This is a genomic window from Cryptosporangium aurantiacum, from assembly GCF_900143005.1.
Classification (GTDB): Bacteria; Actinomycetota; Actinomycetes; order Mycobacteriales; family Cryptosporangiaceae; genus Cryptosporangium; species Cryptosporangium aurantiacum.
Map to the genome: position 1 here is coordinate 303,703 of NZ_FRCS01000005.1, position 26,581 is coordinate 330,283.

General features: G+C 70.0%; 22 protein-coding genes. 11 read left to right on the plus strand and 11 right to left on the minus strand.

From position 1 onward, the window contains the following. Positions 1–117: 117 nt before the first annotated feature. The 3 genes from BUB75_RS19035 to mca form a co-directional block, all read right to left on the minus strand. Positions 118–2,463 (minus strand): putative bifunctional diguanylate cyclase/phosphodiesterase, encoded by a 2,346-nt coding sequence (locus BUB75_RS19035; protein ID WP_084741481.1) that lies wholly within the window; start codon positions 2,461–2,463, stop codon positions 118–120. A 1,315-nt stretch (positions 2,464–3,778) separates the two neighbouring features. Further along, on the minus strand, positions 3,779–4,075 hold the full coding sequence (locus BUB75_RS19040; RefSeq protein ID WP_073258884.1) for a hypothetical protein: 297 nt from the start codon (positions 4,073–4,075) through the stop codon (positions 3,779–3,781). Continuing rightward, the gene (mca, locus tag BUB75_RS19045; protein ID WP_073258885.1) at positions 4,072–4,956 is read right to left on the minus strand and encodes a mycothiol conjugate amidase Mca; all 885 of its coding nucleotides are present in this window, start codon (positions 4,954–4,956) and stop codon (positions 4,072–4,074) included. Before mca ends, BUB75_RS19040 begins: the two co-directional genes overlap by 4 nt. Before the next feature lie 145 nt (positions 4,957–5,101). On the opposite strand from mca, the gene BUB75_RS19050 reads away from it, so the two are divergent. From BUB75_RS19050 to greA, 3 genes are all read left to right on the plus strand, one after another. Next, complete coding sequence (locus BUB75_RS19050; RefSeq protein ID WP_073258886.1) at positions 5,102–5,500, plus strand: DUF4307 domain-containing protein; 399 nt, start codon at positions 5,102–5,104, stop codon at positions 5,498–5,500. A gap of 228 nt (positions 5,501–5,728) precedes the next feature. After that, on the plus strand, positions 5,729–6,868 hold the full coding sequence (locus tag BUB75_RS19055) for a hypothetical protein (protein ID WP_073258887.1): 1,140 nt from the start codon (positions 5,729–5,731) through the stop codon (positions 6,866–6,868). 364 nt (positions 6,869–7,232) lie between these two features. Further along, the gene (gene greA / locus BUB75_RS19060; protein WP_073258888.1) at positions 7,233–7,733 is read left to right on the plus strand and encodes a transcription elongation factor GreA; all 501 of its coding nucleotides are present in this window, start codon (positions 7,233–7,235) and stop codon (positions 7,731–7,733) included. A 25-nt stretch (positions 7,734–7,758) separates the two neighbouring features. Here the strand turns inward: greA and ilvA are convergent, their stop codons facing one another. Continuing rightward, positions 7,759–8,991: a threonine ammonia-lyase gene (gene ilvA, locus BUB75_RS19065; RefSeq protein ID WP_073258889.1), complete on the minus strand. Its 1,233-nt coding sequence runs from the start codon at positions 8,989–8,991 to the stop codon at positions 7,759–7,761. 247 nt (positions 8,992–9,238) lie between these two features. On the opposite strand from ilvA, the gene BUB75_RS19070 reads away from it, so the two are divergent. The 3 genes from BUB75_RS19070 to BUB75_RS19080 are packed head-to-tail and all read left to right on the plus strand — an operon-like array spanning position 9,239 to position 13,703. Next, the gene (locus BUB75_RS19070; RefSeq protein WP_073258890.1) at positions 9,239–10,201 is read left to right on the plus strand and encodes a sensor histidine kinase; all 963 of its coding nucleotides are present in this window, start codon (positions 9,239–9,241) and stop codon (positions 10,199–10,201) included. 40 nt (positions 10,202–10,241) lie between these two features. Then, positions 10,242–11,696: a sigma 54-interacting transcriptional regulator gene (locus BUB75_RS19075; RefSeq protein ID WP_073258891.1), complete on the plus strand. Its 1,455-nt coding sequence runs from the start codon at positions 10,242–10,244 to the stop codon at positions 11,694–11,696. 9 nt (positions 11,697–11,705) lie between these two features. After that, complete coding sequence (locus tag BUB75_RS19080; RefSeq protein ID WP_073258892.1) at positions 11,706–13,703, plus strand: vWA domain-containing protein; 1,998 nt, start codon at positions 11,706–11,708, stop codon at positions 13,701–13,703. A 29-nt stretch (positions 13,704–13,732) separates the two neighbouring features. On the opposite strand, the gene BUB75_RS19085 is transcribed toward BUB75_RS19080, so the two are convergent. Continuing rightward, on the minus strand, positions 13,733–14,524 hold the full coding sequence (locus BUB75_RS19085) for an alpha/beta hydrolase (protein WP_073258893.1): 792 nt from the start codon (positions 14,522–14,524) through the stop codon (positions 13,733–13,735). A gap of 123 nt (positions 14,525–14,647) precedes the next feature. Here BUB75_RS19085 and BUB75_RS19090 point away from each other — a divergent pair, with 123 nt between their 5' ends. After that, entirely contained in the window at positions 14,648–15,625 is a 978-nt protein-coding gene (locus BUB75_RS19090) for an AraC family transcriptional regulator (protein WP_073258894.1), read from the plus strand. A gap of 14 nt (positions 15,626–15,639) precedes the next feature. On the opposite strand, the gene BUB75_RS19095 is transcribed toward BUB75_RS19090, so the two are convergent. Then, complete coding sequence (locus tag BUB75_RS19095) at positions 15,640–16,158, minus strand: hypothetical protein (protein WP_143175295.1); 519 nt, start codon at positions 16,156–16,158, stop codon at positions 15,640–15,642. A 167-nt stretch (positions 16,159–16,325) separates the two neighbouring features. Between BUB75_RS19095 and BUB75_RS19100 the strand changes: the two genes are divergently transcribed. After that, positions 16,326–16,868 carry a DUF2269 family protein gene (locus tag BUB75_RS19100; RefSeq protein WP_073258896.1) on the plus strand — a complete coding sequence of 181 codons (543 nt, stop codon included), beginning with the start codon at positions 16,326–16,328 and terminating at the stop codon, positions 16,866–16,868. On the opposite strand, the gene BUB75_RS19105 is transcribed toward BUB75_RS19100, so the two are convergent. The 3 genes from BUB75_RS19105 to yczE all read right to left on the minus strand — a co-directional run bounded on the left by BUB75_RS19105 (position 16,843) and on the right by yczE (position 20,097). After that, positions 16,843–18,201 (minus strand): amidase, encoded by a 1,359-nt coding sequence (locus BUB75_RS19105; RefSeq protein WP_073258897.1) that lies wholly within the window; start codon positions 18,199–18,201, stop codon positions 16,843–16,845. The two genes, BUB75_RS19100 and BUB75_RS19105, sit on opposite strands and share 26 nt — an antisense overlap. Beyond that, a complete protein-coding gene (locus tag BUB75_RS19110) occupies positions 18,198–19,340 on the minus strand; it encodes a cystathionine gamma-synthase (protein ID WP_073258898.1) in 1,143 nt (380 codons plus the stop codon). The genes BUB75_RS19105 and BUB75_RS19110 overlap by 4 nt, the downstream gene beginning before the upstream one ends. Before the next feature lie 178 nt (positions 19,341–19,518). Next, positions 19,519–20,097, minus strand: coding sequence for a membrane protein YczE (gene yczE / locus BUB75_RS19115; protein WP_073259186.1), 579 nt, complete (start codon positions 20,095–20,097; stop codon positions 19,519–19,521). 142 nt (positions 20,098–20,239) lie between these two features. Here yczE and yczR point away from each other — a divergent pair, with 142 nt between their 5' ends. Continuing rightward, entirely contained in the window at positions 20,240–21,676 is a 1,437-nt protein-coding gene (gene yczR / locus BUB75_RS19120; protein ID WP_218617628.1) for a MocR-like transcription factor YczR, read from the plus strand. Here yczR and BUB75_RS19125 read toward each other — a convergent pair. Further along, a complete protein-coding gene (locus tag BUB75_RS19125) occupies positions 21,653–22,513 on the minus strand; it encodes an alpha/beta fold hydrolase (RefSeq protein ID WP_143175296.1) in 861 nt (286 codons plus the stop codon). The two genes, yczR and BUB75_RS19125, sit on opposite strands and share 24 nt — an antisense overlap. A 74-nt stretch (positions 22,514–22,587) precedes the next feature. Continuing rightward, the gene (locus BUB75_RS19130) at positions 22,588–24,189 is read right to left on the minus strand and encodes a LuxR C-terminal-related transcriptional regulator (protein ID WP_143175297.1); all 1,602 of its coding nucleotides are present in this window, start codon (positions 24,187–24,189) and stop codon (positions 22,588–22,590) included. 104 nt (positions 24,190–24,293) lie between these two features. On the opposite strand from BUB75_RS19130, the gene msrA reads away from it, so the two are divergent. Together msrA and BUB75_RS45285 are read left to right on the plus strand one after the other, a co-directional pair. After that, positions 24,294–24,989 carry a peptide-methionine (S)-S-oxide reductase MsrA gene (gene msrA / locus BUB75_RS19135; protein WP_073258902.1) on the plus strand — a complete coding sequence of 232 codons (696 nt, stop codon included), beginning with the start codon at positions 24,294–24,296 and terminating at the stop codon, positions 24,987–24,989. 658 nt (positions 24,990–25,647) lie between these two features. Beyond that, positions 25,648–26,562 (plus strand): hypothetical protein, encoded by a 915-nt coding sequence (locus tag BUB75_RS45285; RefSeq protein ID WP_143175298.1) that lies wholly within the window; start codon positions 25,648–25,650, stop codon positions 26,560–26,562. Positions 26,563–26,581 lie beyond the last annotated feature (19 nt).

The window sequence follows — 26,581 nt, forward strand, 5'->3', positions numbered from 1 at the left end:
GTCGACACGAGCCCCACCTCAACAGACCAGTATCGCGATCACCGGCTACGAGCCGTCGTCAAATAAGGTGTGGTTAACGGTATTTGTCGACCGGCCTAAGACAAAATCGGCCGCGGATCAGTTCGGGTGACCTGGCCCACGTCCGGCGAGAACGGTCTTCGCCTCGTCCGGGTCGAGGGGAGGGTAGAAGAAGAAGCCCTGCGCGCCGTGGCAGCCGAGCTTGATCAGCTCGGTGCGCTGCTGGGCGGTCTCCACGCCTTCGGCGATGGCCCGCAGGCCGAGCGTCTGCGCCAGGCCCACGGTCATCCGGACGACGGCCTCCGCCTGCCGGGAGCTGCCCATCGCGATCACGAACTGCCGGTCGATCTTGATCTCGTCGACGGTGACGCGCGCGACCGACGTCAGCGACGAGAAACCGGTGCCGAAGTCGTCCAGGGAGAGCCGGACGCCCAGCTCCCGCAGCGCGGTGAGCACCTCGTCGACGACCTCGAGCTCGCTCATCATCGCGGTCTCGGTGATCTCGAGCACCAGCCGGTCCGGCGGCACGTCGAACTCGGCGAGCAGCCGCCCGACCTCCTCGGGAAGGTCCCGGTCCAGGAGCGAGCGGGCGGAGAGGTTGACCGCCACCGGGGCGTCCACGCCGTCTTCCAGCCAGGCGCGGTAGGTGCCCAGGGCCAGCTCGAACACGCGCCGGGTCAGCGGCGCGATCAGGTCGGTGTGCTCCAGGTCAGGGATGAACGCGGCGGGCGTCAGCAGGCCGCGGCGCGGGTGCCGCCAGCGGACCAGAACCTCGGCGCCGAGCGGGACACCGGCCTCCAGATCGATGCTCGGCTGCAGCTGGATGACGATCTGATCGTCGGCGGCCAGCGCGGCCTGCATCTCCGACGCCAGGGCCAGCCGGTCGACGCTGGCGGTGTCGCGGGCCGCGTCGAACTCGAGCAGCTGGATGCCGCCCGCCTTCGCCCGGTACATCGCCGAGTCCGCACGGCGGAGCAACTCGACCATGTCGCACCCGCCGGTCTCGGCGGCGACGAACCCCGCCGTCGCCTCGACCGAGAGCTCGACGCCGTCCACCACGAGCGGTCCGCCGCCCAGCGCGCCGAGCAGCGCCTCGCCGCGTGCGCGCGCGTGTGCCAGCGCCGCCCGCAGGTCAGCCTGGCCGGGCATCAGCAGCGCGAACTCGTCGCCGTGCAGGCGGGCCAGCGTCTCCCCCGGCGCCGCCTCGGCCCGGAGCCGCCCGGCGACGACGCGGAGCAGTTCGTCGCCCGCCTCGTGCCCCAGCGTGTCGTTGACCTGGCGGAAGTGGTCGAGGTCGAGCAGGAGCAGCGCGACCGTGCCGTGCCCGCTGGTCAGCACCGCGTTGCCCTCGGCCATCAGGCAGGCCCGGTTGGCCAGGCCGGTCATCGTGTCCTGCGTCGCGAGGTCGTGCAGCTGCTGGTGCACGTACGCGTTCTGCATGGTGCCGGCGAGCGCGCTGCCCAGCGACGCCAGCGCGAGCTGCTCGCGCTCGGGGAGCCTGACCTGGGAACGGAAGCAGAGGCGCAGCTCACCGAACGAGGGACCGGAGCCGTTCATCAACGAGACCGGATACGCGCTCTGCTCGGGCCGGTAGACGCCCGGCTTGCCCTGCCAGATCTTGCCTCCGGCGTCACCCCGGGTGAGGACGGAATCGCCGTTCGCCCTTTTCCATTCGACCTCGACGACATCCGCGGAGAACAACTTCGCCGATTCCACGATCGCTGTCCGTAACACCGCGTCGATGTCGAGGTGACTCATCTCCCGGGTGGCCGCGGAGAGCCGCTGCCACATCCGACGCTCGATCCGGGTACGCACCCGCCCGGCGAAGCCTTCGATCAGCAACCAGGTGACGGGCGGCAGAACGATCAAGAGATACGGCGCGTACCGGGCGACCGCGAGAATCATCGCGCCGATCGCGAGATTCATCAGCAGGCCGAGCGTCCGGGTGCCTGCCCCGTCGAATACGACCGCGCGGTAGGTGTCCCCGCGGGAGAACGCGACCGCTCCCGCACAGGCCAACTCGCTGACGACGGCCGAGATCGTCGCCATCGCGGTCAGGGCCAGTGCGCCGCGCCAGCTGATCGGGTCCGGCTGGGAGCCGGCGATCGCGACCATGACGCTCGCGGCGACGCTGACACCGACGATCGTCGTCGCCACGTTGAACCAGGCTTTGACCGGGTCGAACCGCTTCCACGCCATCGCGACCGCGGTACCGAGCGCAGCGGTCAGGACGGTCCAGGCAGGCGGAAGAAGGACCAGGCCGACGATGAGAACCGCTTCTCCCCAGTCGACGAGGATGCCGCTGCCACCGATGTAGCGGCGAACGATCCACAGCCTGCTGATCGCCACCATCACGGTGACCAGCGGGATGGCCCACCAGTCCGTGCCGGGGCCGGGCAAAGTCAGCGCGACGCCCGCAATACAGACCGCCGCTAATACGGTCATACCTGTGATCAAGGCGCGAAGACGACTGGGAAGCGACAGTCGTTGGGCGCCGATAACCGCGTCCACGCCGCCTCCCTGGGTGCCGACCGCATGACCGATACGGCCACGCCACGACGATCCTCTCCGACGGAGGGCGGGTGCGTCACGGGTTACGAGGCGATAGATGGGTGAGCTTTACCGACTCACGCGTATGAAGCCGGATCTACCGCGAAATTGTGAGCCGTCAATGACGGTCTCGCTACGCTGCGCAGTTTAGCCCCAGGTGGCACCGCTCATCACGCAACTCCCCTCCTAGTGCAATTCCCGGTCATCGTTCGCACTCAGCCCCAGGTAGCGCCACGCATGGCGATTCCCTCCATTCCCAAGAGTCATGAATTTCCACTCCGGCCACAAACCGTGCATTCAGCCCCACGTTGCGCCACGCATGACGTCCCTCCTCACGCTGTTCCCTCTACGCCGCTCGTGTCTGTCCGGTTCAGCCCCACGTCGCGCCGCGCATGACGAACACCTCCCGCCGATCTCGTCACCGCCGTCCACATCCGACCCTCAGCCCCACGTTGCGCCGCGCACGTCCACACCTCCGTCGCCCATCCCGATCAGACAGATCCGGGCATCTCAGCCCCAGGTAGCACCACGCATCACTACACACCTCCCGTCACATCAAGCCAACCATTCACATCGTTCACTCAGGTTAAATTCAGCCCCACGTAGCGCCCTGCATCGTCGACATCTCCTTCCCGAGCTCCACCGCCGGTACACGTTCGGTTACGCAGGACGGATAAGTGCGTCCTTCGCGTTTCACCATCCGAACGCCAGACAACGTAAGTAGAAATATTCGACCGCAAATTCTCTCGCCGATTTACCAGCCGGCCTTTGAATAGCAGTACGCCCGAGAGTAGTAGCGCTATCGCCATACGTGAAGTCGCATCAATGGACAATCATTAATGTGCGTTCACCCGCTAGTCGGAAATACTCGCGATCGCTAACGGGACGCTATACGGCGCGTAGTCTATTCATAGGCGAAGCGTTACCGATCAGCCTTTGCGACAAGGATTCGAAAGAGCTCATGCCGTTACGACTGAAGGTTACTCTCCGTGCCCGCAGAAGGGAAGTCACCGCTTTTTCGGCACACGAATAGAAGAGATATGCGCAACGTCGGCGCGCCAATACGGCGCGTCACCGACGTGGGCGGCGAGCCCGACCCCGCGTACAGGTCGCAGCGCCGCCGAAGCGTCCGCCGGTCACGGCCGGCGGGCCACGGAGGGGCCGGCCCCCGGCAGGCGCGAAATACCTGCCGGGTTCGGCCCGTGCGTGGTCAGCGCTCGGTGCTACCGGCGTCAGTGCCGGTGGGACCCGCGGCAGCGTCCGTGCGCGCCGCGGTCGTCTCGGTGGTGGTGCTCTCGACCTTCGTCTCGGTGGAGCCCTCGGGCCGATCTGGGAAGGACGTGGGCAGTCGCTTGATCCGTGCGGTCATGTTCCGCCACAGCAGAATCGTCGCGATCGCCAGCAGTGCCACCACGGCGAGCGCCATCGGCCCCGCGCCGGCGCCCTCCCGCGTGTCACCGAAGTTGTTCGCCGCCTCGATGACGGTGTCTGTCGCCTCGACGATCATCGGATCTTCACCGCCTCTCGTACTCCTGCGAACAGGTCGTCCTCGGGAGTGTCGCTCTCGACCGCGGACCGGGCCAACTCGTAGTCCTCGGTCGGCCACACCCGCTGCTGGATCTCCAGCGGCACGTCGAACCACCGGCCGTTCGGGTCGACCTGCGTCGCGTGGGCCCGCAGTGCATCGTCCCGCACCGAGAAGAACTCGCCGCACGCGACCCGCGTGGTGATCCGGTCCCCCGGATCCGGCCGGTCGTTCGGCCACTTCTCCAGCCACTCGGCGTAGGGCGAGTCCAGACCGTCCGCCCGCATCGCCTCGTCGAGCGCGATCACCCGGGCCTTGCTGAAGCTCATGTGGTAGTAGAGCTTCAGCGGCTGCCACGGTTCGCCCTGCTCGACGTACCGATCCGGGTCACCGGCCGCCTCGAAGGCCTCGACCGAGACCTTGTGACACATGATGTGGTCCGGGTGCGGGTAACCGCCGTTCTCGTCGTACGTGAGGATCACGTGCGGGCGGAACTCGCGGACCAGTCGCACCAGCGGCGCGGCGGCCACCTCGAGCGGCTGGAGCGCGAAGCATCCGTCCGGCAGCGGGGGCAGCGGGTCACCCTCCGGCAGACCCGAGTCGACGAAACCCAGCCAGGCCTGGTCGACGCCGAGGATCTCGCGCGCCCGCTCCATCTCGGCGCGGCGGAGATCGCTGAGGTTCGCCCACACCTCCGGACGGTCCATCTGGGGGTTGAGCACCGAGCCACGCTCGCCGCCGGTACACGTCGCCACCAGCACCGAGACGCCGGCCCGGACGTACCGGGCCATGGTGGCGGCCCCCTTGCTCGACTCGTCGTCCGGATGAGCGTGCACCGCCATCAGACGCATCTGCTCGGACACGCGCCGGTTCTCCCTCGCCTCGGTGCTACCGCGACTTCGTCCCTGAACAGCTCGGGATACGTTGCTGCGTAGCTGATAGATGAATTGTCCACGACCGGCGAAGCCGCCGTCACACTGGCTCGCCGACCCCACTACCGGAGCGCTCGTGACCGCACCCGTATTTCCGCCCGGCCGGTACGGCCGGCGACGCGCATCGCGCAGCTATCCACGATGGCTGGTTCCGGCCCTGGTCGGAGTGGTCGTGGTCGGGGGGTTCGGCGTCGCAGGAAAGCTCTACACGACCTACGGCGACGACCACGTCGAGTCCCGGGTGCTGCGCTACTCGGTGACCTCCGACCGGGCCGTGCGGATCGAGGTGGAGGTGTCCGGACCGCGCGACACACCGCTGAAGTGTGCGGTGCGCTCCCGGGCCGAGGACGGCTCCGAAGTGGGCCGTACCGAGATCTCGGTTCCGGAGGGTGATTCCGTGGTCACGCAGATCGTGATCCTTCCCACGACGCAGCGCGCGGTCAGCGGCGAGACGGCCGGATGCGTTCCGGCGTGAACCGGGAGCCTCTGCGCGCCGTTCCGATAATTGGAGTGTCCAGAGGGGCAACCGTTCCTCCGAACGATGGACGGTGAGGTCGGGTAGCGGGATCGCATCCGGACAGCAGCCTCGCCGCTGGGAGATTCCCGGGGTTACCTGGCTAGTGCGTGACGGGGTCTTCCGCACGTAGCCGCCGGCCTTCTCCGCTGACGGTTGTCACGACGACCGACCGGAGACCTCGCCCGCATGGCTGCTCGGCACGAACCCACGTCCTCCCGTGGTGGCGACCGCCACGACGGGGGCGATGCGTCGCGCCGTCGGAGCGTCTCCCGGCACGCAGCCGCGACGACCGACCCGCTGTACTGGGCCCGCGCCCGGGCGGCCGAGCAGGAAGCCGCGCTCGACCGCGCCGGCTACGACGCCGGTTATACCGGCGAGTACGACCGCCTCTCCGACGTCACCGAGGAACTGCCGGTGACGGCTCCGGAGCCGGAAGAGCCGGTCGTCCCGGAGTGGTCGGGGCGGCTGCCGTTACCGCTCGGCAGGCCTGTCGCCGACGCCACGACCGACTCGCTCCCGGCGTTGCGCCGCGACGAGGACGCCACCACCGTCGACCTCCCCGCGGTGCCGTTCCCGGCGGCGGAGACCGTCGACTCGCGCGAGCGCCCGCTGGCGCTGGTCACCCGGCGTCCGGAGCGTTCGGCGCTGGCCCGGCGGACCTACGCCGGGCGCCACCGGATGCCGGAACCCGTGGCGCCGGTCCGGCTCGGGCTGTCCACCGTCGGGATGACCGTCGCGGTCGGCGTCCTCGGCGTCACGCTGGCCATGCTGCACGCGCAACCGAGCAACCAGGCGGACAGCAACGCACCGCCGTTCTCGGCGGCCTCGCCGGGCGCCACCGCCACCCTCGGACCGGACGGCCTGCCTGCCGACGGGACGGAGCCCACGTCCGGCCCGCGCCTGCAGATCGGTCCGAAACCGGCGACGACCGCGAGCGGCACGGCCGGGCCGGGAAGCGCCCCGGGCACCACCCCCGGTGCGGCACGGCCCGGGGTCGCCCCCGCCGCACCGCCGGCCGGCGACGACGGTGGGACCGCCGAGGAACCGGAAACCCGGAACCCACCCCCGCGGCCGGGCAACCCCGGCCGGACGAGCCGCCCGAGCACCGCCTCCCGCCCGACGCCGACCTGCGCGGCGGCGATGGCCGCCGACCTCGGGTCGGTCCGCGCCCGGGCGCTCGCCGCCACCACCTCGGCCGACGCCACGGTGGCCACCGATGCGACTACGCAGGCCGACCCGTCGGAGTCGCCGGACGAGACCACCGAGCCGAGCCCCGAAGAGTCGGCCGAGCAGCCTGATTCCAGTGCGGCTGCGGGTTGCCCGTGAGGCCGGAATCCTGATCGCTCGGGCACTTCCGATCGCGTGAGTCGTTGAACGGGGTGGCATCCAGATGTCATCCTGGTCATCCGGTCGCCTGGGGGCGTCCTCCCGAGGCGGCGAGAGAGGTAGTCAGCGTGGTGAGACGCACCGCAGTCGATCACGCCAGGACCCGATGCCATCCAGCTGAGAAGCGACGATGGGCCGGCTCCTGGCGAGGTTGACGTCGGTCCGCACAGTCGTTGAAAAAACCGGCTGAGTAACCACGTGACTGCATTGGGCTTCCCCGAGCCCGGCCCGGAAACGCTCTACCGGGCTATCCTATGAAGCTCTGCTCGATCCAGAACTATCCGTTGACCCCCGAGGAGCACCCGTGTCTACGACCGATGAGGCGCGCGCAACCTGGCTCACCCAGGAGGCGTTCGACCGGCTGAAGGCCGAGCTCGAGGAGCTCAAGTCGAACCGCCCGGTGATCGCGGCGGAGATCAACGCGCGGCGCGAGGAAGGCGACCTGCGTGAGAACGGCGGCTACCACGCCGCCAAGGAGGAGCAGGGTAAGCAGGAGGGCCGGATCCGGCAGCTCGAAGACCTGCTCCGCAGCGCACGAGTCGGCGAGGCGCCCACCAAGGCGACCGTCGTCGTGCCCGGCACCGTCGTCACCGTGGAGTTCGACGGCGACCCCGACGACACCGAGACCTTCCTCCTCGGCTCCCGGGAGATCTCCTCCACCACGGACCTGACCGTGTACTCACCGGAGTCCGCGCTCGGCGCCGCGATCCTGGAGCACAAGCCCGGCGACAAGGTGTCCTACGAGGCGCCCAACGGCCGCACGATCAACGTCACGATCGCCAAGCTCGAGCCGTTCGCCGGCTAGTTCGTCTCGTCACGCGGGCCGCGGGTCACTCCACTGAGTAACCTGCGGCCCGCAGTGCGTTCACGGTCCGGTGGGAGTGGTCCGGCCCGTCGGTCTCCACGGTGAGCGACACCTCGACGTCCCCGACCCGCAGCGCGGCGTCGTGCCGGACGTGCGCGATGTCCAGCACGTTCGCGCGCTGCCGGGCCAGGACGCCGAGCAGCCCGGCGAGCATGCCCGGACGGTCGGCGAACCGCACGGTCATGTCGAGGTACCGCCCGGCCGCCCCCATGCCGTGCTCGATCACCCGCAGCAGCAGCAACGGGTCGATGTTCCCGCCGGACAGCACGACGACGACCGGCGGCGCGAACGCCTCCGGGTCGGCCAGTACCGCCGCGAGCGCCGCCGCACCGGCGGGTTCGACCACCACCTTCGCCCGCTCCAGCGCGAACAGCAGGGCTTGGGAGAGGTGCTCCTCGGTGACCGTGCGCACCTCGTCGACCTGGGCGCTGATGTGCGCGAGGGTGAGCGCGCCGGGCTGACCGACCGCGATGCCGTCGGCCATCGTCCGCATCTCGGCCAGCGCGACCGGGCGCCCGGCGGTCAGCGACGGCGGCACCGCCGCGGCACCGGACGCCTGCACCGCGACCAGCCGGACCTCGGGTCGCTCGGCGGCGATCACGGTCCCGATCCCGGCGACCAGGCCGCCTCCGCCGGTCGGGACGACGATCGTCCGCGCGTCGGGGCACTGCTCCAGGATCTCCAGCCCGACCGTGCCCTGACCTGCGACGACGTCCGGGTGGTCGAACGGGTGCACGTACACGGCGCCGCGCTCGGCGGCGAACTGGGTGGCGGCAGCCATCGCCTGGTCGATCGAGTCACCGACCAGTTCGACGGTCGCGCCGTACTCACGGGTAGCCGCGACCTTCGGGAGCGACGCGCCAATCGGCATGAACACCGTGGCATGGGTGCCCACCCGGCGCGCCGCCAGCGCGACGCCCTGCGCGTGGTTGCCCGCGCTGGCCGCGACCACGCCGGTGGCCCGCTCCTCCGGCGACAGCCTGGCCAGCCGCAGGTACGCGCCGCGGAGCTTGAACGAACCAGCGTGCTGCAGGTTCTCGCACTTCAGGTACGTCGGGCCGCCGACCACCGCGCGGAGCGGCTCGCACTCCTCCAGCGGCGTCCGCCGCACCACCCCGGCCAGCACGTCGCGGGCGGCCCGGACGTCGTCCGACGTCACCAGGTCGGGCGGGGTCACCAACGAATCCACGGTCGGCATGTCGACGATCGTGCCACCCGCCGGATGGGGGCGCTTCCTCGCCACTCTTGACTGGTCCGGGCGCTGCTCGTGCCGGGGGTGCTGCGAGGGTCTAAGAACGGTGGTTACCCTACCGGCGCCGGGGTGGTTACTAATTCGCTGCGCGGGTAGTGCCGGTGCATCTGGGAGACGACGGGCAGGAGACGACTGTGCGCTCAGCGGTGGGAGCCGTTCAGCGGGTACCGCGCCCGACCGTTTCGGGCCGGCGTTGACTGCGGCGCAGATCGACGGCGATCCCCCGCCCGGCGCCGGCCCGCTGCTCGGGCACCACGCGCTGGTCTACTCCTCCGAGGATGATTTCCTCCGGTGCGCGCTGGAGTACGTCCGGCGGGGCATCGAGCAGGACGACGCGGTCATCGTGGCCACCCCGCGCGCCGCTGAGCTGACCGCGGCGCTGGGCTCCCTCGCCGATCGTGTCGAGGTGGTCGACGAGCGGTTCTGGCATCGCGTCCCGGCCTGGACGATCGGCGGGTACGCCCGCCGGGCCGAGCGCAGCGCCCGGGGCGGGCATCGCCTGCGGGTACTGACCGAACTCCGCTGGGACGACCCGGAGACGCGCCCGGACTGGGAGAGCTACGAGGCGGTGGTCAACACCGCGCTGGCCGGTTTGCCGGTCGACCTCTGCTGCGCGTACGACACGACCGCCGTCGACGGGGACGTCCTGGACACCGCCCACCGCACGCATCCCTCGACGATCGGCGCCGCGGGCGTCGAGGCCTCGGCGTCCTACGTCCCGGCGGCCGATTTCCTCGCCGCGCGTCCACCGCGACGCCGGCTGGCGGTGCCGTCCGACGCGATGCGGCTGGAGTTCGGCGCGGCGGAGATCCCGGCCGTCCGGCAGGCCACGCTGGGCTGGGCCCGCGCCGCGGGCATGGCCGAGGACGCGGCGCAGGAGTTCCTGATCGCGATCTACGAGATCGCGAGCAACGCCGTCGAGCACGGGGGCGGCCGGGGTGTCGGACGCTTCTGGGCGAACGACGGCCGGCTCTGCTGCGACGTCTGGAGCGCCGAGCCGATCGTCAACTCGCTGATCGCCGGGTACCGGCCGCCGGGAACCGCACAGGAGCGCGGGCGCGGCCTGTGGCTGGCTCGGCAGATCTGCGAACGCGTGACGATTTGGAACGAGAACGGCGCAACCGTACAACTGGTGCGGTCCATCGCGTCCGACTGACCGTGTCGCCAGCCCGGCGATTCCGACGTAGCGTCGGACCGTGACGCGTGATGCCTCGGCGGCCGAGGCGGCAGCCCGGCCCGAACCCACCACTCTCGGCGCCCTTCGGGACGCCGGGATCCCCTACCGCGGCGTGAAGGCCGAAATCCGGCACAACCTCCTGGCCCGACTCCGGGCAGGCGAGCCTTCCGTCCCCGGCATTCTCGGCTTCGACGACACCGTTCTTCCCGAGCTGGAGCGGGCTCTGCTCGCCGGCCACGACCTCGTGCTGCTCGGTGAGCGCGGGCAGGGCAAGACTCGCCTGATCCGGTCGCTGGTCTCCCTGCTCGACGAGTGGACACCGGTGATCGCCGGCTCCGAGCTCAACGACCACCCGTTCGCGCCGGTCAGCGTGTACGGGCAGAACCTCGTCGCCGAACTCGGCGACGCCACCCCGGTCGACTGGCTCCACCGCTCGTTCCGGCTCGGCGAGAAGCTCGCCACTCCGGACACGTCGGTCGGTGACCTGATCGGCGACGTCGACCCGATCAAGGTCGCCGAAGGCCGGACGCTCGGCGACCCGGAAACCATCCACTACGGACTCGTTCCCCGCACCAACCGCGGCATCGTCGCCGTGAACGAACTTCCCGACCTGGCCGAACGCATCCAGGTCTCGCTGCTGAACGTCCTCGAGGAGCGGGACGTGCAGGTGCGCGGCTACACGCTGCGGCTCCCGCTCGACCTGCTCGTGGTCGCCAGCGCGAACCCCGAGGACTACACGAACCGCGGGCGGATCATCACCCCGCTGAAGGACCGCTTCGGCGCGGAGATCCGCACCCACTACCCGCTCGACCTCACCGGCGAGCTGGCCGTCATCGAGCAGGAAGCGCTGGTCAGCTGGCCGGACGAGCCGCTGGGCGACCCGATCGTGCCCGACCACCTGCGGGAGGTCATCGCCCGCTTCACCCGGGAGGTCCGGGAGGCGCCGCAGGTCGATCAGCGCTCCGGCGTCTCGGCCCGGTTCGCGATCGCGGCGCTGGAGACCGTGGCCGCGTCCGCGGTGCGGCGAGCCGCCCGGACCGGCGAGGCGCCGGTGGCCCGGGTCAGCGACCTGCCGTCGGTCGTTCCGGCCAGCCGGGGCAAGGTCGAGTTCGCCGACCTCTCCGGCGACCTGGAGGACGGGCGGGAGATCGAGGTCCTCGACCACCTGCTCCGCCGTGCGGTGGCAAGGACGTTCCGGCGATACCTGGCCGGCGTCGACCTCTCCGGGTTGCAGACCAAGTTCGAGAACGGCGGCACGGTGATGGCCGGGGAGAACGTGGCCGCGGCCGACCTGCTGCACCAGGTCGGCACCGTGCCCGGCCTGGCCCAGATCCTCGAGCGGCTCGGCGTGCCGGACGGGGCCGAGTCCCCCGGTCTCGCCGCCGCCGCGATCGAGTTCGCGATGGAAGGACTCCACCTCAACCGCCGTCTGGCCAAGGACGTGGCCGACGGTCAGACCCTCTACGGTTCCTGAGGGGCCACGATGAGCGCAGAACCGATCGAGCCTCCTCCCCGGCGCCGCGGTGGCTACCGGTACGGCCGCTGGTCGGGCGGCGCCGACCCGCTGGCCCCGCCGTTCGACGTCCGCGAAGCACTGGACGGGATCGGCGACGACATCCTGGCCGGGTCCACCCCGGCCGACGCACTGCGCCGGCTGCTGCAGCGCGGCCGGGACGGCCTCTCCGGCCTGGACGACCTGCGCCGGAAGCTGCGCAGGCGGCGCGACCAGCTACGCCGGTCCGGGCGCCTGGACGGCACCCTGGATCAGATCCGGGAACTGCTGGATCAGGCGCTCGAGGCCGAGAAGCGTACGTTGTTCGCTGACCCGGACGACCTGGCGCGCCTCGAAGAAGCCGAGCTGGACGCTCTGCCGAACGAGACCGCGAGTGCCGTCCGCGCGTTGACCGACCGGCAGTGGCGCTCCCCCGAGGCGGCGGAGAAGTACCAGGAGATCCAGGACCTGCTGCGGCGGGAAGTACTGGATTCGCAGTTCGCCGGCATGAAGAACGCGCTGCAGAACGCCTCCCCGGAGGACATGCAGCGGGTCCGGGACATGATCGCGGACCTGAACAACCTGCTCAGCAAGCATGCGCGCGGTGAGGCGACGCAGTCCGACCTCGACCGGTTCCTCGACAAGCACGGCGAGTTCTTCCCGGAACGGCCAGGCAGCATCGACGAGCTGATCGACCAGCTGGCGCGGCGAGCCGCCGCCACCCAGCGCATGATGGACGGCCTCACCGCCGAGCAACGGGCCGAGCTGGGCGATCTGATGGACCAGATGCTCGGTGGCGATCTCGGGCTCTCCGCGGAGATGGAGCGGCTCAACCAGCAACTCCGCGCGGCCAGGCCCGATCTGCGGTGGGGCGGTGACCCGCGGATGTCCGGGCAGGAGGGCCTGGGCATGGGCGACGCCACCAGCGCGATCGCCGACCTGTCCGACGTCGAGTCGCTGGACCGGCAGCTCGGTCAGCAGTACGCCGGTGCGGGGCTGGACGACGTCGACGAAGAACTGGTGCAGCGTGCGCTGGGCCGGGAGGCCGTCGACGACCTCAACAACCTGCGCCGGATCGAACGGGAACTGACCAGGCAGGGGTGGCTGCAGAACCGGAACGGGCAGCTGGAGCTGGCGCCGAAGGCGCTGCGGCGGCTGGGCGCGACGGCGCTGAAGCGGGTGTTCGCGCAGCTGCACGACGGTCCTCGCGGGGACCACGACATCGCGGACGCGGGCGGTGCGGGCGAGCTCACCGGCACCAGCCGGGAGTGGCGGTTCGGCGACACCCAGCCGCTGGACGTCGTCCGCACGGTGCGGAACGCGGTGCTGCGGACCGGGCCGGTGACCGGTCGTGTGCACCTCACCGTCGACGACTTCGAGGTCGTGGAGACCGAGCGGCGGTCACGGGCGGCGGTCGCACTGCTCGTCGACCTCTCGTACTCGATGGAGCTGAACGGGACGTGGGGCGCGGCCAAGTCCACCGCGCTGGCGCTGCACCACCTGGTGACCACGCGTTACCCGCAGGACTCGATCGAGCTGATCGGCTTCAGCCAGTACGCGCGGCCGCTCCGTCCGGCGGAGCTGGCCGGACTGGACTTCGACCCGGTGCAGGGCACGAACCTCCAGCACGCGCTGATGCTGGCGCGGCGGCACCTGGCCCGGCACTCGGACGCCGAGCCGATACTGCTGGTGGTGACCGACGGCGAGCCGACCGCTCACCTGGAGCGGGACGGCGAGGCGGTGTTCATGTGGCCGCCGATGCCGGAGACGCTGGCGCTGACGCTGGCCGAGGTCGACCGGGCCACCCGCGCCGGTGTGGCGATCAACGTGTTCATGCTGGGTGAGGACCCGCGGTTGATCGACTTCATGACCGAGGTGGCACGGCGCAACGGCGGCCGGATCTTCACGTCCGACGCCGACAACCTGGGCGAGTACGTGGTGCGCGACTTCCTCAAGCGCCGCACCGCAATCGCCTCCGGCCGCCGCTAGACGGCCGGAGGCGAACGGGTCAGCGCGAACTAGCGGGCGTGGGACAGCGCCCACTCCAGCGCGTAGTCGGCGATCTCCTCCCAGCCCTCCTGGGCCGGGAGGAGGTGGGCGTACCCCTCGTAGAGCTTCACCTCGGTGACCGTGTTGCCCTTGTAGTGCTTGGCGTTGGACGCCTGCACGCTGGGCGGCATGATGTGGTCTTGCGACCCCGAGATGAACAGCAGCGGCGCGCGGTTGTCGTTGTGGTAGTTCACCGCGATGTCCTGCGGGCCGGGCAGCAGGTTGGCCAGCACGCTGTCCCAGAGAATGCCGCCGGACGCCGGGATCGCGTACCGCTCGTACAGCCGGCGCGACTCGTCCTCGGGGAAGTTGTTCGTGAACGCGTAGTGGAACTGCTCATAGGTGAAGCCGACGGCCTTGTGCCGGTTGGCCGGGCTCTTCAGCACCGGGAACGTCGACTTCAGCTGGGAGAACGGGATCACCTTGACGCCCTCGGTCGGTGCCGAGTTGAGCGCGACCGCCGCAGCGCCGTATCCCCGGTCGAGCAGCACCTGGGTGAACGCGCCGCCCGCGGAGTGTCCGATCAGGATCGGCGGTTCCGGGAGCGCCCCCACGATCGCGGACAGGTGCTCGATGATCGCCGGCGCGGTGAGCTTCTCGATCGGGGTCGGGTCGGCGTTGAGTGCCTCGACCTCCACCTCGAACCCGGGGTAGCCCGGTGCGAGGACGCGGAAGCCTTTCTTCTCGTAGTGGGTGATCCAGTGCTCCCAGCTCCGGGGCGTGACCCAGAAACCGTGGATGAGCACGATCGTGTCCGTCATCGCTGTACTCCGCTGAATCGTGGAAAGAGACGCTGTCTCGGACGGTAGAGAGCGCTCTCCGCTCTGCGCTTCGGCTGAGCGTGCATCTTCCTGTGCAGGTCGTGAACCGCGAAGATTCCTCTCATGCAGAGGTTCGACCTGAGCGACGTGGAGCGATTCGCGCACGTCGACGTCCTGGACGAGGCGGCGCGCTCGTGCTCGGTGCCGTTCCGTGCCCGCGCCGCCGACTCACGTCGACCGATCGTGTTCCGCCACCTCGATCGCTACTTCGGACCGGTCAACGTCACCCATACGCGGCTCGACAACTTCTACGGGTCCCGGTCGAGGGCGGTCGCGCGCCGGGACGGTGAGCCGCGGCTGATCCTGACGATGTCCGACGGCCCGTACACGATCGAGCAGAACGACCGTTGCGACCGGAGCGGTGCGGGCGCGATCGTGCCGTACTGGAGCCTCGCCCCGATGCGCCTGGAGGCGACCGAGGAGGTCGAGGCGCGGTCGATCACCGTGCCGTTGGCCGCGCTCGGGCTGCCGCACCTGTTCGTCCGTGACGTGTTGATGCGCAACCTGGCGACCAGCCCCCTGGGGCCGTTGGTGAGCCGCTACCTGCGGGAACTCAGCGCGTTACCGCCGATCTCCGAGCACCACGCCCGCGCGCTCACGCAGCCGACGATCGACCTGCTGCGAGCGTTGCTGACCACCGCGGGCGGTGACGAGTTCCTGAGCAGGCAACCGCTGAGCCGCACGCTGGGCGTCCGGGTGATGCTGTACCTACGGGACAACGTCACCGACCGGAGCCTCACCGCGGACGCGCTCGCGGCCCATTTCGGTATCTCGAAGCGCTACCTCTACGCCGTGCTCGCGCAGATGGGGGTGTCGCTGGGCGACTGGATCCGCGCCGAGCGCCTGGACCGCGCGGCGCAGACGCTGGAGAACCCCGCAAACGCGCTGACCTCGGTAGCGGCGGTCGCGCACCGGTCAGGCTTCGCCGACCACTCCACGTTCAGCCGCGCGTTCCGACAGCGCTACGGCTGCACCCCCTCCGAATGGCGGCTACTCACCACCACCGAGCGGGCCAACCTCCGCCCAAACCCTCTTCACTGACCTGGGCGGGCCGCTCACAAAGTAAGGATTTGGATTTCGCAGATGTACCAGCCGCGGTCCTTGACGGCCTGCATGCGCATCGGGAACGGGGTCTCCTCGCGCCGCTGCGTCCGCTTCTCGATCACCGCGAACGTGACGTCGACGTCGAGTTCGACCTCCTCCGCGCTGCGCCGGGTCTCGTTCGTGATGCGCCACGACATGTCCTCGAGCTCCTGACCGACGTCGACCAGCCCGCTGTTGAACTCGCGCAGGATCCCGCCGGCCTGATGCCGCTTCGGCTCGCAGAGCGTCTGCTCGAACTCGTTGATGCTGTTCTTCGCCATGCTGCGGAGAAACTTCTCGGCGGCAGCCTGCGGGGTCTTCGGACCGACCGAGCCGGAGCGGAAGACGAGCACCGCGGTGACCGTCGTGACGGTCAACGAGAGCACGACGGCGACGAGGCTGAGAAGCACGGTCCGCCGACGACGTCGCCGCTTCCGCCGGCGCTCCCAGCTGCGGCTCGTCAGCTCCGGAGGCGGAGGCGCAACTCGCATCGATTCGCCCTCCCGGCACGTGACCTACGTCTCGCTTGTCAGCGACGTTCACAGTAATACCGGCAACTTCCACCTGTAGGGCAAATTCACAGCCGACACCGCGCGCTTTGTGGCCACCGCACAGGGGTAGTCAGTCCTACACCCAACTCGTCGTTAAGGTGACCGCCATGACGAAGTTCGTGTTGACACTGCATGTGCTCGCTGCGGTCTTCCTCATCGGACCGATGGCGATCGCTCCGATGATGGGGATGCGCGCGATCCGTCGGCACGACGCGCGCGGCGTCCACGAGGCTGCGCGCACGACCACGCTCTACACGCTGCTCTCGCTGGTCGTCGCGGGGCTGGGTTTCCTGCTCATCGCCGTGAACAACGACCGGTGGTCGTTCGGTGACACCTGGATCGTCATCTCGACGACGCTCTACGTGATCGCGCTGCTGCTCGGCATCGGCGTGGTCGCGCCGGGGCTGACCGGCGCCGCCCGGCTGCTCGACGCGTCCACCACCGTGCCGGCCACCCCGCTCTCGACGCCGGCCGAGACCACGGTCGATCCGACGACGGCGGAGCCGGCCGGTACCGACACCGCGACGATCGACGTCGAGGCCCGGCGCAAGGTCGACGCGGCCTACGGACGAATCGCGGCCTCCAGCGGCGTCGTCTCGCTCCTGCTGCTGATCATCGTCGTCCTCATGGTCGTTCGGCCGTTCGACTGACCATGCCGTCGGGGTGCCGCTCCCACGGCAGCACTTCGGCGAGCTGCGCGGCGGTCCCGAGCAGCAAGTCCTCAGCTCCGGGCGGCCCGACCAGCTGGACCGAGGCGGGTGCCCCGTCGGCACGGACGCCGGCCGGCACCGCCAGCGCCGGGAACGACGCGAGGTTCCAGAGGTTCGGGTAGGGCGCCACCCGCGTGGACATCTGCGCGTTCGTCCACCACGGTTTGGTCGACCAGGACTCCGCCGCCGCTGGTGGACGGGCCAGCACCGGGACGACCAGCAGGTCGACGTCGTCGAAGAAAGCCAGTGCCCGGTCGCGCCACCGGTCGCGCTGTTTCTGATCGGCGAGCCCGGCCCGCAGGGCCGCGCGACCGAGCGCGACGTGCGTGCGGGTCCGTGGCTGTAGCAGCGACTCGTCGACGTTCGCAGGGAGTTCGGCGGCGACCGAGCCGACCCAGAACGCACCGGCGAGCGTCTGCAACGACACCGGAACGCGGGGGTGGCGCGCGAACGTCGAGTGGCCGGCCAGCCCGAGCGCCCGGCCGACCCGGTGGAGGCCGGCGACGGTCTCGGCGTCCGGCGGCGCGAACACGACCGGCGTGCGGGACGACACCGCGATCCGCAGCCGTCCGGGCCGTTCCGGGGTGAAATCCCGGTTCGCCATGACGCTCAGGCCCAGCGCCACGTCGTCCGCGGTCGTCGCCAGCACGCCGTGCTCGGACAGCCCCAGCCAGCCCTCACCGTCGACGTGCGGTGTGACGCCGCCGCCCGGTTTGAGCCCGAGGACGCCGCAGCACGCGGCCGGGATCCGGATCGAACCCATCCCGTCGCTGCCGTGGGCGAGCGGCACCATGGCCGCAGCCACCGCGGCCCCCGCGCCGCCGGACGACCCGCCGGCGGACATCCGGGTGTTCCACGGGCTGCGGGCGATGCCCTCGGGGTCGTCGCTCGTCGGGAAGATGCACAGCTCGGGCACCCGAGTCAGCCCGACGACGATCGCACCGGCCGCCCGCCAGCGCGCGACCAGCGGGTGGTCGTCGGTGGCGGGCTCCCGGGAGGTGGCGAGCGAACCGTCGGCGCGCACCTCGCCGCGGACGTCGACGTGGTCCTTGATCGCGACCGGCACACCGGCCAGGGGCAGGCTGCTCTTGTCGACCTGCTGATCGATCGCGTCCGCTTCGGCGAGCGCCTCGGCGGCGCGGACCCGGCGGAACGCCCCGTAGCGCGGGTCGACGCGGTCGATGTGGGCGAGGTGTGCGGTGATCACTTCGCGTGCGGTGGTGCGCCCCTCGCGGACCGCAGCCGCGATCTCGACCGCGGTCGCGCCGATCATTCGAGGGCCTGCAGCAGGTCACCGATCAGGTCGTCGACGTTCTCGATGCCGACCGACAGCCGGACCAGGTCGTCCGGGACCTCGAGCGGCGACCCGGCGACGCTCTGGTGGGTCATCTTGCCCGGGTGCTCGATCAGCGATTCGACGCCGCCGAGCGACTCGGCCAGCGTGAAGATCTTGGTCTTCGCGACGACGGCCAGCGCGGTGTCGATCCCGCCGCGGAGGTGGATGCCGACCATGCCCCCGAAACGGCGCATCTGCTTGGCGGCGACCTCGTGGCCGGGGTGGTCGGGCAACCCCGGGTAGAGGATCTTCTCGATCGCCGGGTTGCTGCTCAACACCTCGACGATGCGCTCGGCGTTGTCGCAGTGCCGCTCCATGCGGACCGCGAGCGTCTTGATGCCCCGCAGCGTCAGCCAGGAGTCGAACGGACCGGCGACCGCGCCGACCGCGTTCTGGTGGTACCCGATCTTCTCGGCGAGCGTCTGGTCGTTGACGACGAGCGCGCCGCCGACCACGTCCGAGTGGCCCCCGACGTACTTCGTGGTCGAGTGCACGACGACGTCCGCGCCGAGCGTCAGCGGCTGCTGCAGGTACGGCGAGGCGAACGTGTTGTCGACCACCAGCAGCGCGCCCGCGTCGTGTGCGATCCCGGCCAGCGCGGCGATGTCGGCGATGCCGAGCAGCGGGTTCGTGGGGGTCTCGCACCAGACCACTGCGGTCTCCGGGCGGATCGCCGCCCGGACCGCGTCGAGGTCGGCCAGGTCGACGCTCGTGTGGGTGATGCCCCAGTTCGAGAGCACACCGGCGATCAGCCGGTAGCTGCCGCCGTAGGCGTCGCCCGGCAGCAGGACGTGCGCTCCGGGCCGGGCCACCGACCGGAGCAGCGTGTCCTCCGCGGCCAGCCCGGACGCGAACGCGAACGCTCGTGAGCCACCTTCGAGGGCCGCGAGGCACTCTTCCAACGCCGTCCGGGTCGGGTTGCCGCTGCGCGCGTACTCGTACCCGCCGCGCAGGCCACCCACCCCGTCCTGCTTGAACGTCGAGGACAGGTGCAGCGGAGGTACGACCGCGCCGGTGGTCGGATCGGGCTCCTGCCCGGCGTGGATGGCGAGCGTCTCGAAGGAGTGTGCACTCATGGTTGTTCAGCCTAGGCCGTGCTTCACGAGCCTCGCTCTCGCGAGGCCCCACTCAGACGTCGTCCGGCGTCGGCGGAGATCCGTCCGCATACGTGCACTGGTCTTCGGGCGGATCTCCGCCGCCGTCGGGCGGCGTCTGGGCGCGTCCGCAGCAGAGCACGGGCTCGTGAAGTGCGGCCTAGGCCGCGGCGGGCAGGCCGCCGTCGTCGGCTGAGGGTCCATTTTCGGACGCTCCGGAGCCGTGCACCGTGAGCAGCGGCAGCGTCACGTGGACGACCGGGCCGATGCTGATCGCGTACAGCACGGTGCCGATGCCGACCGTGCCGCCGAGCAGCCAGCCGATCGCGAGCACGGCCAGCTCGATCCCGGTGCGAACCAGCCGGATCGACCAGCCGGTCTTCGCGACCACCCCGGTCATCAGCCCGTCCCTCGGTCCGGGGCCCAGACCGGCGCCGATGTAGCAGCCTCCGGCCACACCGTTCAGCAGGATGCCCGCGATCAAGAACGTCCAGCGGCCTGGCGTCCAGGTCATTGTCGGTAGCAGCCAGAGGGAAGCGTCGACCGCCACGCCGATCACCACGACGTTGCTGAGCGTGCCCAAACCGGGCCGCTGCCGCAGCGGGATCCACAGCAGCAGCACAGCTGCACCCACCACGATCGTCACCGTGCCGAAGCTCCACGGAACGTGGGTCGCGATGCCCTGGTGGAAGGCGTCCCACGGATCGAGACCGAGGTCGGCACGGAGCATCAACGCCATCGAGAATCCGTAGAGGGCGAGCCCGACGTAGAGCTGAGTGAGCCGACGCGGCCGGTGGTCCGAGGGCAGCAAGCTGTTCACGGTGTCTACGGTTACCTGAATTGGCCTTCTATCCAATAGCCAATTTCGGGATAGTGGACTGGTGAACACCGATCGCCGGGTCAATGGCTCGCACCTCGTCCGCCTGCTGGGCGACTGGCGCACCGGGCCGCTGCCGACCGCGTACGCCGGCCTCGCCAGCCGGCTGCGGCTGCTGATCCTGGACGGGCGGATACCGCTGCACACGCGGATTCCCGCGGAGCGCGAGCTCGCCGACGCGCTCGGGGTGTCGCGGACGACGGTCGCGGCCGCGTACGAACGGCTGCGGGAGGACGGGTTCCTCCGCAGCAGGCGCGGCGCCGGTACGTGGACCCACCTGCCTCCGGCCGGGGTGTCGGCCGCGGGGCCGGTCGCGACGCTGGTCGAGGACGACGACCTGATCGATCTCGCGCACGCCGCGCCGCCCGCTCCGGCCGAATGGCTGCACGCCGCCGCCGAGTGCGCGGTCACCCAGCTCACCCGCTACCTGCCGACGCACGGATACGACCCGCTCGGGCTCTCCGTGCTGCGTACCGCCATAGCGTCCCGCTACACCGCACGGGGTGCCCCCACCACGCCGGACCAGGTGCTGGTGACCGGCGGGGCGCAGCACGCGTTCGCGCTGACCCTCCGGGCACTCGCCTCTCCGGGCGACCGGATCGTGGTGGAGCACCCGACGTACCCGAACGCGCTGGAGGCCGTGCGCCGCGCGGGCTGTCGACCGGTCCCGGTGCCGCTCGGCCCGGACGGGTGGGACCTGGAGATGCTGGCGGCGACGATCCGGCACACCGCGCCGCGGCTGGCGTACCTGGTGCCGGACTTCCAGAACCCGACCGGGTTCCGCCTCTCGGCCGACGACCGGGTCGCGCTGGTGGAGCTGGCGGCGCGGACCGGGACGACGCTGGTGATCGACGAGACCGTGGCGGAGCTGTGGCTCGACGGTGGTGCGCTGCCGCCGGTGGACACCTCCGACCTGATCGTCACGACCGGCTCCACCAGCAAGACGTTCTGGGGCGGGCTGCGGGTGGGTTGGCTCCGGGCCTCACCGACGATGGTGCGGCGGATGGGCGCGGCCCGGGCGTCGATGGACCTGGCCAGCCCGATCCTGGAACAGCTGATGGCCGCGGACCTGGTGCCCCGCACCGAGGAGATCGCGGAGATCCGGCGGGTGTGGCTGCGCGGCTCGCGCGCACGGCTGCGTGAACGGCTGAAACTACGACTGCCGTCGTGGACACCGAACGCTCCGGCCGGTGGGCTCGGCTTCTGGGTCGATCTGGGCGCACCGATCGCGTCGGCGCTGGCGATCTCGGCGGAGCGGCAGGGTGTGGCGCTGGCCGCCGGGCCCCGGTTCGGCTTGGACGGCGCGTTCGAGCGTTACGTCCGCCTGCCGTACACGCTCGAAGCGGAGACGCTCGACCTCGCGGTCGACCGCCTGGCCGCGGCGTATCTCGCGCTGGGCGGGGAGGTGACGGAGGAGCTACCGCTGCGCGGGGTGACCTGAGCCGTTCGACGCGCGGCCGAGCAGCGGCCGCACGACGTCCAGGAACGCGTCCGGGGTTTCGAGCGGCGGGTCGTCGGCGGCGTCCTCTATCACGTGGAGTGGCCACCCGTACTTCCGGCTCGCGGCTTCGGCGACCGCGACCGGCGTCGCCATATCGTGTCGTCCCCAGACGAGCGTGGTCGGCGCCGCGATGCGCTCCAGGGTCTCGGGTTCCAGGAGCCGGTGGCCGAACTCGCCGAGGGAAGCGCCCGCCGCGGCCTGGACCGAGGCGGTGCCTGCGCGGTCGATCGCGTAGTCGCACAGCGCGTCCCACGTCGGGCCGAGCCCGTCCTCGATGCGCTGGAGGTCGTAGGCGCAGAGCTGCATGAGCCGCTCGTACGTGCGCGGGCCGGGTGCGGCGAGGAACCGGCCGAGGGCGTCGGCGAAGCGCGGCTGCGGATCGAACGGCGCCAGGCCCAGCGTGTCGACGAGGACGAGCGCGCGGACGCGGTCGGGGTGCGCTGCGGCGAACCGGGCGGCGAGCGCCCCACCGGTGGCACGGCCGACCAGCGCCGGTGGTACGTCGCACGTGACCGCGACGAGCGAGTCGAGCCACCGCAGCACGTCGGGCGCCTGCACCGGGGAGGCACCGTGGCCGGGGAGGTCGGGTGCGATGACCCGGTGGTCGGCGGCGAGGCCGGGCAGCACCCGCAGCCACAGCGGGGCGAACTCGCCCGGTCCGTGCAGCAGGACGACCGGCGGTCCGGTTCCCGCCGTGAGCACGGCGGTCGGGGTCCCGCCGACGTCGATCCGCTGGTCGGTGGCCGGGAGGTCGGCGAGTACTCGGTCGCGGGTCATTTTGGTGCCCCCTTCGCGTCGTCGTTGAACGATCGCGACGCTAGGCAGCGCGCCTGCCGGGGACATCGGGAGAATTACCCACCGGTCTCGGTTGGGTACTGGACGAGGTTCCGCTCGTAGGCGCGGGCGGTGGCCGCCGCCCGCGAGGACACCCCGAGCTTCACGAAGATGTTGCTCACGTGCCGGTCGATCGTCTTCTCGCTGAGGTGGAGCTCGACGGCGATGGCCCGGTTCGTCCTACCGGCCGCCACCAGCCGCAGGACTTGCGTCTCCCGGCCGGTGAGCGTGCCGCGGGCCCTGGCCTGTTGCCCGAGGCGACGCGCGTGCTCGGCGTCCGGAATCGCACCGAGCGCGGCCAGCGCCTGATGGGCGGCGTCGAACTCGGCGCTCGCCGCGTCCTCGTCGCCCACGGCCGTGCAGACCAGACCCGCGTGCAGCCGCGCACGGGCTGCCTCGTACGGCGTCCCGAGGTCGCGCCACCCCAGCCAGGCCGTCCGGAGCTCGCCGAGCGCCGCGTCGGTGGCCCCCTCCGCGAGGAGCACCAGGCCGCGCTGGTGGTGGACCGTGACCGCGAGCCACCGGCTACCGAGGGTCCGGGCGATGCGCCCCAGTTCGTCGACGGCGGAACGGGCGGCGGACAGGTCGCCGGCCGCGAGCATGATCTCGGCGTACGGGGCCAGGAGCCGGCACCGGGCCGTGTCGTCGGCCACCGACGGCAGCAGCCGACGCATTGCGGCCGCCGCGGCGTCGATCCGGCCCTGCGCCATCCGTAACAGCGCGAGCCCGGGCTGCGGCTCGCCGATCCACGTGCCCGCGCGCCGGTAGTACGTCTCGGCGGCGGCCCGATCGCCGCGGAGGCGATGCAGTTCGGCGAGCTCGTAACAGGCGGCGCCGAGCGCCGGCTGCCCGCCGAGCCGTTCCTCGGCCTGCCGGGCCAGCTCCATCGCGTCGCCCCAGGAGCCGGAGCGACGAAGGATCTCGGCGCGGTGCACGAGACACTGGCCGCGGTAGGGCACCAGCGACGGCTTTCCCTCGCACCACTCGCTGAGCGCGGCGGTCCACTCCTGTGCCCGGTCGATGTCGTACAGCTCGTAACAGGCGTCGATGACCGCGCAGTAGACGATGCCCGCGACGACCGCGCTCACCTCGTCGGCGGTCACCGCGACCATCGCCTCGTCCAGCAGCCGACGACCGGCGGCGTACTCCCTGCCGCGGACGGCGGCCTGCCCCAACCCCAGCCGGGCCAGCGTGAGAAGGTCCTGGTCCGCGTGGTGCTCCGCGATGCGGATCGCGGACTCGAAGCGGTCCCGAGCGTCCGCGATCCCGCCGTTGGCGATCGCCGCCAGCCCGGCCGGGATGAGAAGGTAGCCGCGTTCGACGCAGTCGACGTCGTCCTCATCAAGGACGCGACCCGCCCGCGTCAGCCACCCGCCACCCTGGGCAGGCCGGCCGCGCAACACGAGGTGCAGCCCGAGCCAGAACGCTGCCCTCGCCGCCGCCGGACGGTCACCGTCGCGCCGGGCGATCCGGTGCGCCCGGACGAGCGCTGCCGTAGCGTCGGTGTCGTGGCCGGTGAGGTAGGCCGCTGCGGCGAAACGCTCCAGGTCCCGGGGCCGGCGAAGGTCCGACGCAGCGAGGTGCGCGTACTCGCGTCCCCAGTCGTCGTCCGTCGACACGATCCCGAGCGTACGACCGGGCTGGAACAGTGGGGAGGGTCGCCGTGTTGAGCTGGACGTGGGTCGGTACGACCCGGCCCCGCTGAATTCGCAGGAGGCAAAACATGCTGTTCGGCCGCAGCAAGTCCGAGCTGATCGACGCGGAGAACGCGCTCCCCGGCCGGGCGCAGCCGCTGCCGGTCGCCGACCGCCACACCGTCCTCGACACCCCGCTGACCGGCCCGTGGCCGGAGGGCTACGAGACCGCCGTCTTCGGTATGGGCTGTTTCTGGGGCGCCGAGCGCATCTTCTGGCGGATCCCCGGCGTGTACTCCACCTCCGTCGGTTACGCGGGTGGGTTCACGCAGAACCCCTCGTACGAGGAGGTCTGCTCCGGGCTGACCGGACACGCCGAGGTCGTGCTCGTCGTCTACGACCCCGCCAAGGTGGCCTACGAGACGCTGCTCAAGGCGTTCTGGGAGAACCACGACCCGACGCAGGGCATGCGGCAGGGCAACGACCGTGGCACGCAGTACCGCTCGGCCATCTACACCACCTCGGACGCTCAGGCGGCCACCGCGAAGGCGAGCCTGGAGGCGTTCCAGCCGGTGGTGACCGCTGCCGGCCTCGGTCAGATCACGACGGAGATCCGGCCGCTCGGCGAGTACTACTACGCCGAGAACTACCACCAGCAGTATCTTTCGGACGCCAAGAACCCGTACGGGTACTGCAACCACGGTCCGAATGGGCTGAGCTGCCCCATCGGTGTAGGGAACATGCCGGCTCAGACCTCGGTAGAGGTTCCGGGCGCCACGCACTGACGCGATGACGCAGTAGCATTCCGCACGACGGTGGGCGGTCTGGCTTTCGAGCCGGACCGCCTGTCGCATTTCACTGTCAAATGCCTCCGGCAAGAGCATTGGGCTCTAGGGGAGGAAAAGGGTTCCCGCCTACCGCCGGCCAGAAGTTGAGCCGAGCAGACCGTCAGCGGAGCCCGCCAGACTCCGAGAGCACCCGGACGACGCGATCGCTTGTGACGACTCCTCCGCGCCTGATCCTCGGGGGGTCGGGCGGCTACATGCGGGGAGTGGCGCGCGGGCACACCGCACGTTCAGTCGACCAGGTCGCTAATGGCGCACGACGTTATGCGCTTGCAGTCCGCAATAGGATTCCCTTATGACGGCTCATGAGTTGAGGATCGGTTCCTGGGGACCGGGAGACGCAGAGGTCCGAGCGTCGATTTCTCTCGGCGCAGAACTCGATCAAGCAGATTATGATAGGTACTTGGAGGCCGTGCGATGCGTTTCCCGAGTCGCAGATCTACAGCAATACTCACTTGTACTACGCAATTATAAGCGCTTTGAATCAACCGCACGATTCCATGCACACCTCTTGGCAGGCGGCCGGGCCCGTAGCAGTCTTCGGCCGGAGGATTCCGGAACTGTCCTTAGTTTCGAACTAGTGAACCTACTAGCGAGCATGCGCCTCTTCCTCGACCATCATGAGACCGACTTCAAACGCACATACGGAAAAGATTCCTCCGAATTCGCGCGACTGAAGGCCGCCGAAGCTCGCGAATATGATGCATGGCCAGCGTACGGGATCATTTATAAACTCCGAGACTACAACCTGCACTGCGGATTCCCGCTAGATCATATCAAGATGGAATCTACTCAGGATCCATCGTCCGAAGAGGCGACGACCGTCCAGTTTCATCTGGATCGGGACGAACTCCTAGCGACCTTCGACTGGAAATCAAAGGTTACCGCCGACCTCCGAGCCCTTCCTCGGCATTTCACGATCGAGCCCCTTATTCGCGATACGATAGCGTGTTTTCGTAGGATCTATCGCGAAGTGAAGACGGTGCAGATTGAACACGCTATTCAGTCTTCACCAGAAATAATCGAAGCGGCAGAGAGGGCGGATAGTACAGGAGCGCCGTGTCTCGTCGAGGTTGAAAAAACGAGCAGCGGCATTATTACAAACCTAAAGCATCACCTCCTTCCGGTTGACTTCGCGTTGCGTTTGCGGGATCAGATTCGGGCTGACGAAATCTCCGACCTGTTCCCTGAACTGGCGAACGATGCCGTAGACCCACTCGCCGACGCGGAGCAGGAAGTCGACGACCCGCAGTATGAGGCGTCTCTCAGTAGGGGTGCCTCACTCCTGTCCGTCTTCCTTCAACATGGCGGTCCTTCGACCTACCTCAACGACAGCCTTAACCGACAGGTCGACTCCGTGGGCCTGAATTCCATGGTGGCCGGGTTGATGAATGTCGCCACTGTGGCAATCTCAATGACAGCTTCAGCCATCGGGACCACGCCGGAAGCCATCCTAGGTAATATATCAACTTCCAGCACCAGACACTCACGCCAAGCGTCTCCGGGCCTCTAACATCGAGTCTTCTCGCCCT

What these genes read in the sequence shown, in the direction of transcription:
- BUB75_RS19095 (WP_143175295.1), bottom strand. Translation starts at nt 16,158, where the DNA reads ATGCGAGTTGCGCCTCCGCCTCCGGAGCTGACGAGCCGCAGCTGGGAG.
- BUB75_RS19055 (WP_073258887.1), top strand. Translation starts at nt 5,729, where the DNA reads ATGGCTGCTCGGCACGAACCCACGTCCTCCCGTGGTGGCGACCGCCAC.
- BUB75_RS19110 (WP_073258898.1), bottom strand. Translation starts at nt 19,340, where the DNA reads ATGAGTGCACACTCCTTCGAGACGCTCGCCATCCACGCCGGGCAGGAG.
- msrA (WP_073258902.1), top strand. Translation starts at nt 24,294, where the DNA reads ATGCTGTTCGGCCGCAGCAAGTCCGAGCTGATCGACGCGGAGAACGCG.
- BUB75_RS19080 (WP_073258892.1), top strand. Translation starts at nt 11,706, where the DNA reads ATGAGCGCAGAACCGATCGAGCCTCCTCCCCGGCGCCGCGGTGGCTAC.
- BUB75_RS19105 (WP_073258897.1), bottom strand. Translation starts at nt 18,201, where the DNA reads ATGATCGGCGCGACCGCGGTCGAGATCGCGGCTGCGGTCCGCGAGGGG.
- BUB75_RS19100 (WP_073258896.1), top strand. Translation starts at nt 16,326, where the DNA reads ATGACGAAGTTCGTGTTGACACTGCATGTGCTCGCTGCGGTCTTCCTC.
- BUB75_RS19035 (WP_084741481.1), bottom strand. Translation starts at nt 2,463, where the DNA reads ATGACCGTATTAGCGGCGGTCTGTATTGCGGGCGTCGCGCTGACTTTG.
- ilvA (WP_073258889.1), bottom strand. Translation starts at nt 8,991, where the DNA reads ATGCCGACCGTGGATTCGTTGGTGACCCCGCCCGACCTGGTGACGTCG.
- BUB75_RS19125 (WP_143175296.1), bottom strand. Translation starts at nt 22,513, where the DNA reads ATGACCCGCGACCGAGTACTCGCCGACCTCCCGGCCACCGACCAGCGG.
- BUB75_RS19040 (WP_073258884.1), bottom strand. Translation starts at nt 4,075, where the DNA reads ATGATCGTCGAGGCGACAGACACCGTCATCGAGGCGGCGAACAACTTC.
- BUB75_RS45285 (WP_143175298.1), top strand. Translation starts at nt 25,648, where the DNA reads ATGCGCCTCTTCCTCGACCATCATGAGACCGACTTCAAACGCACATAC.
- BUB75_RS19090 (WP_073258894.1), top strand. Translation starts at nt 14,648, where the DNA reads ATGCAGAGGTTCGACCTGAGCGACGTGGAGCGATTCGCGCACGTCGAC.
- BUB75_RS19085 (WP_073258893.1), bottom strand. Translation starts at nt 14,524, where the DNA reads ATGACGGACACGATCGTGCTCATCCACGGTTTCTGGGTCACGCCCCGG.
- yczE (WP_073259186.1), bottom strand. Translation starts at nt 20,097, where the DNA reads ATGGCGTTGATGCTCCGTGCCGACCTCGGTCTCGATCCGTGGGACGCC.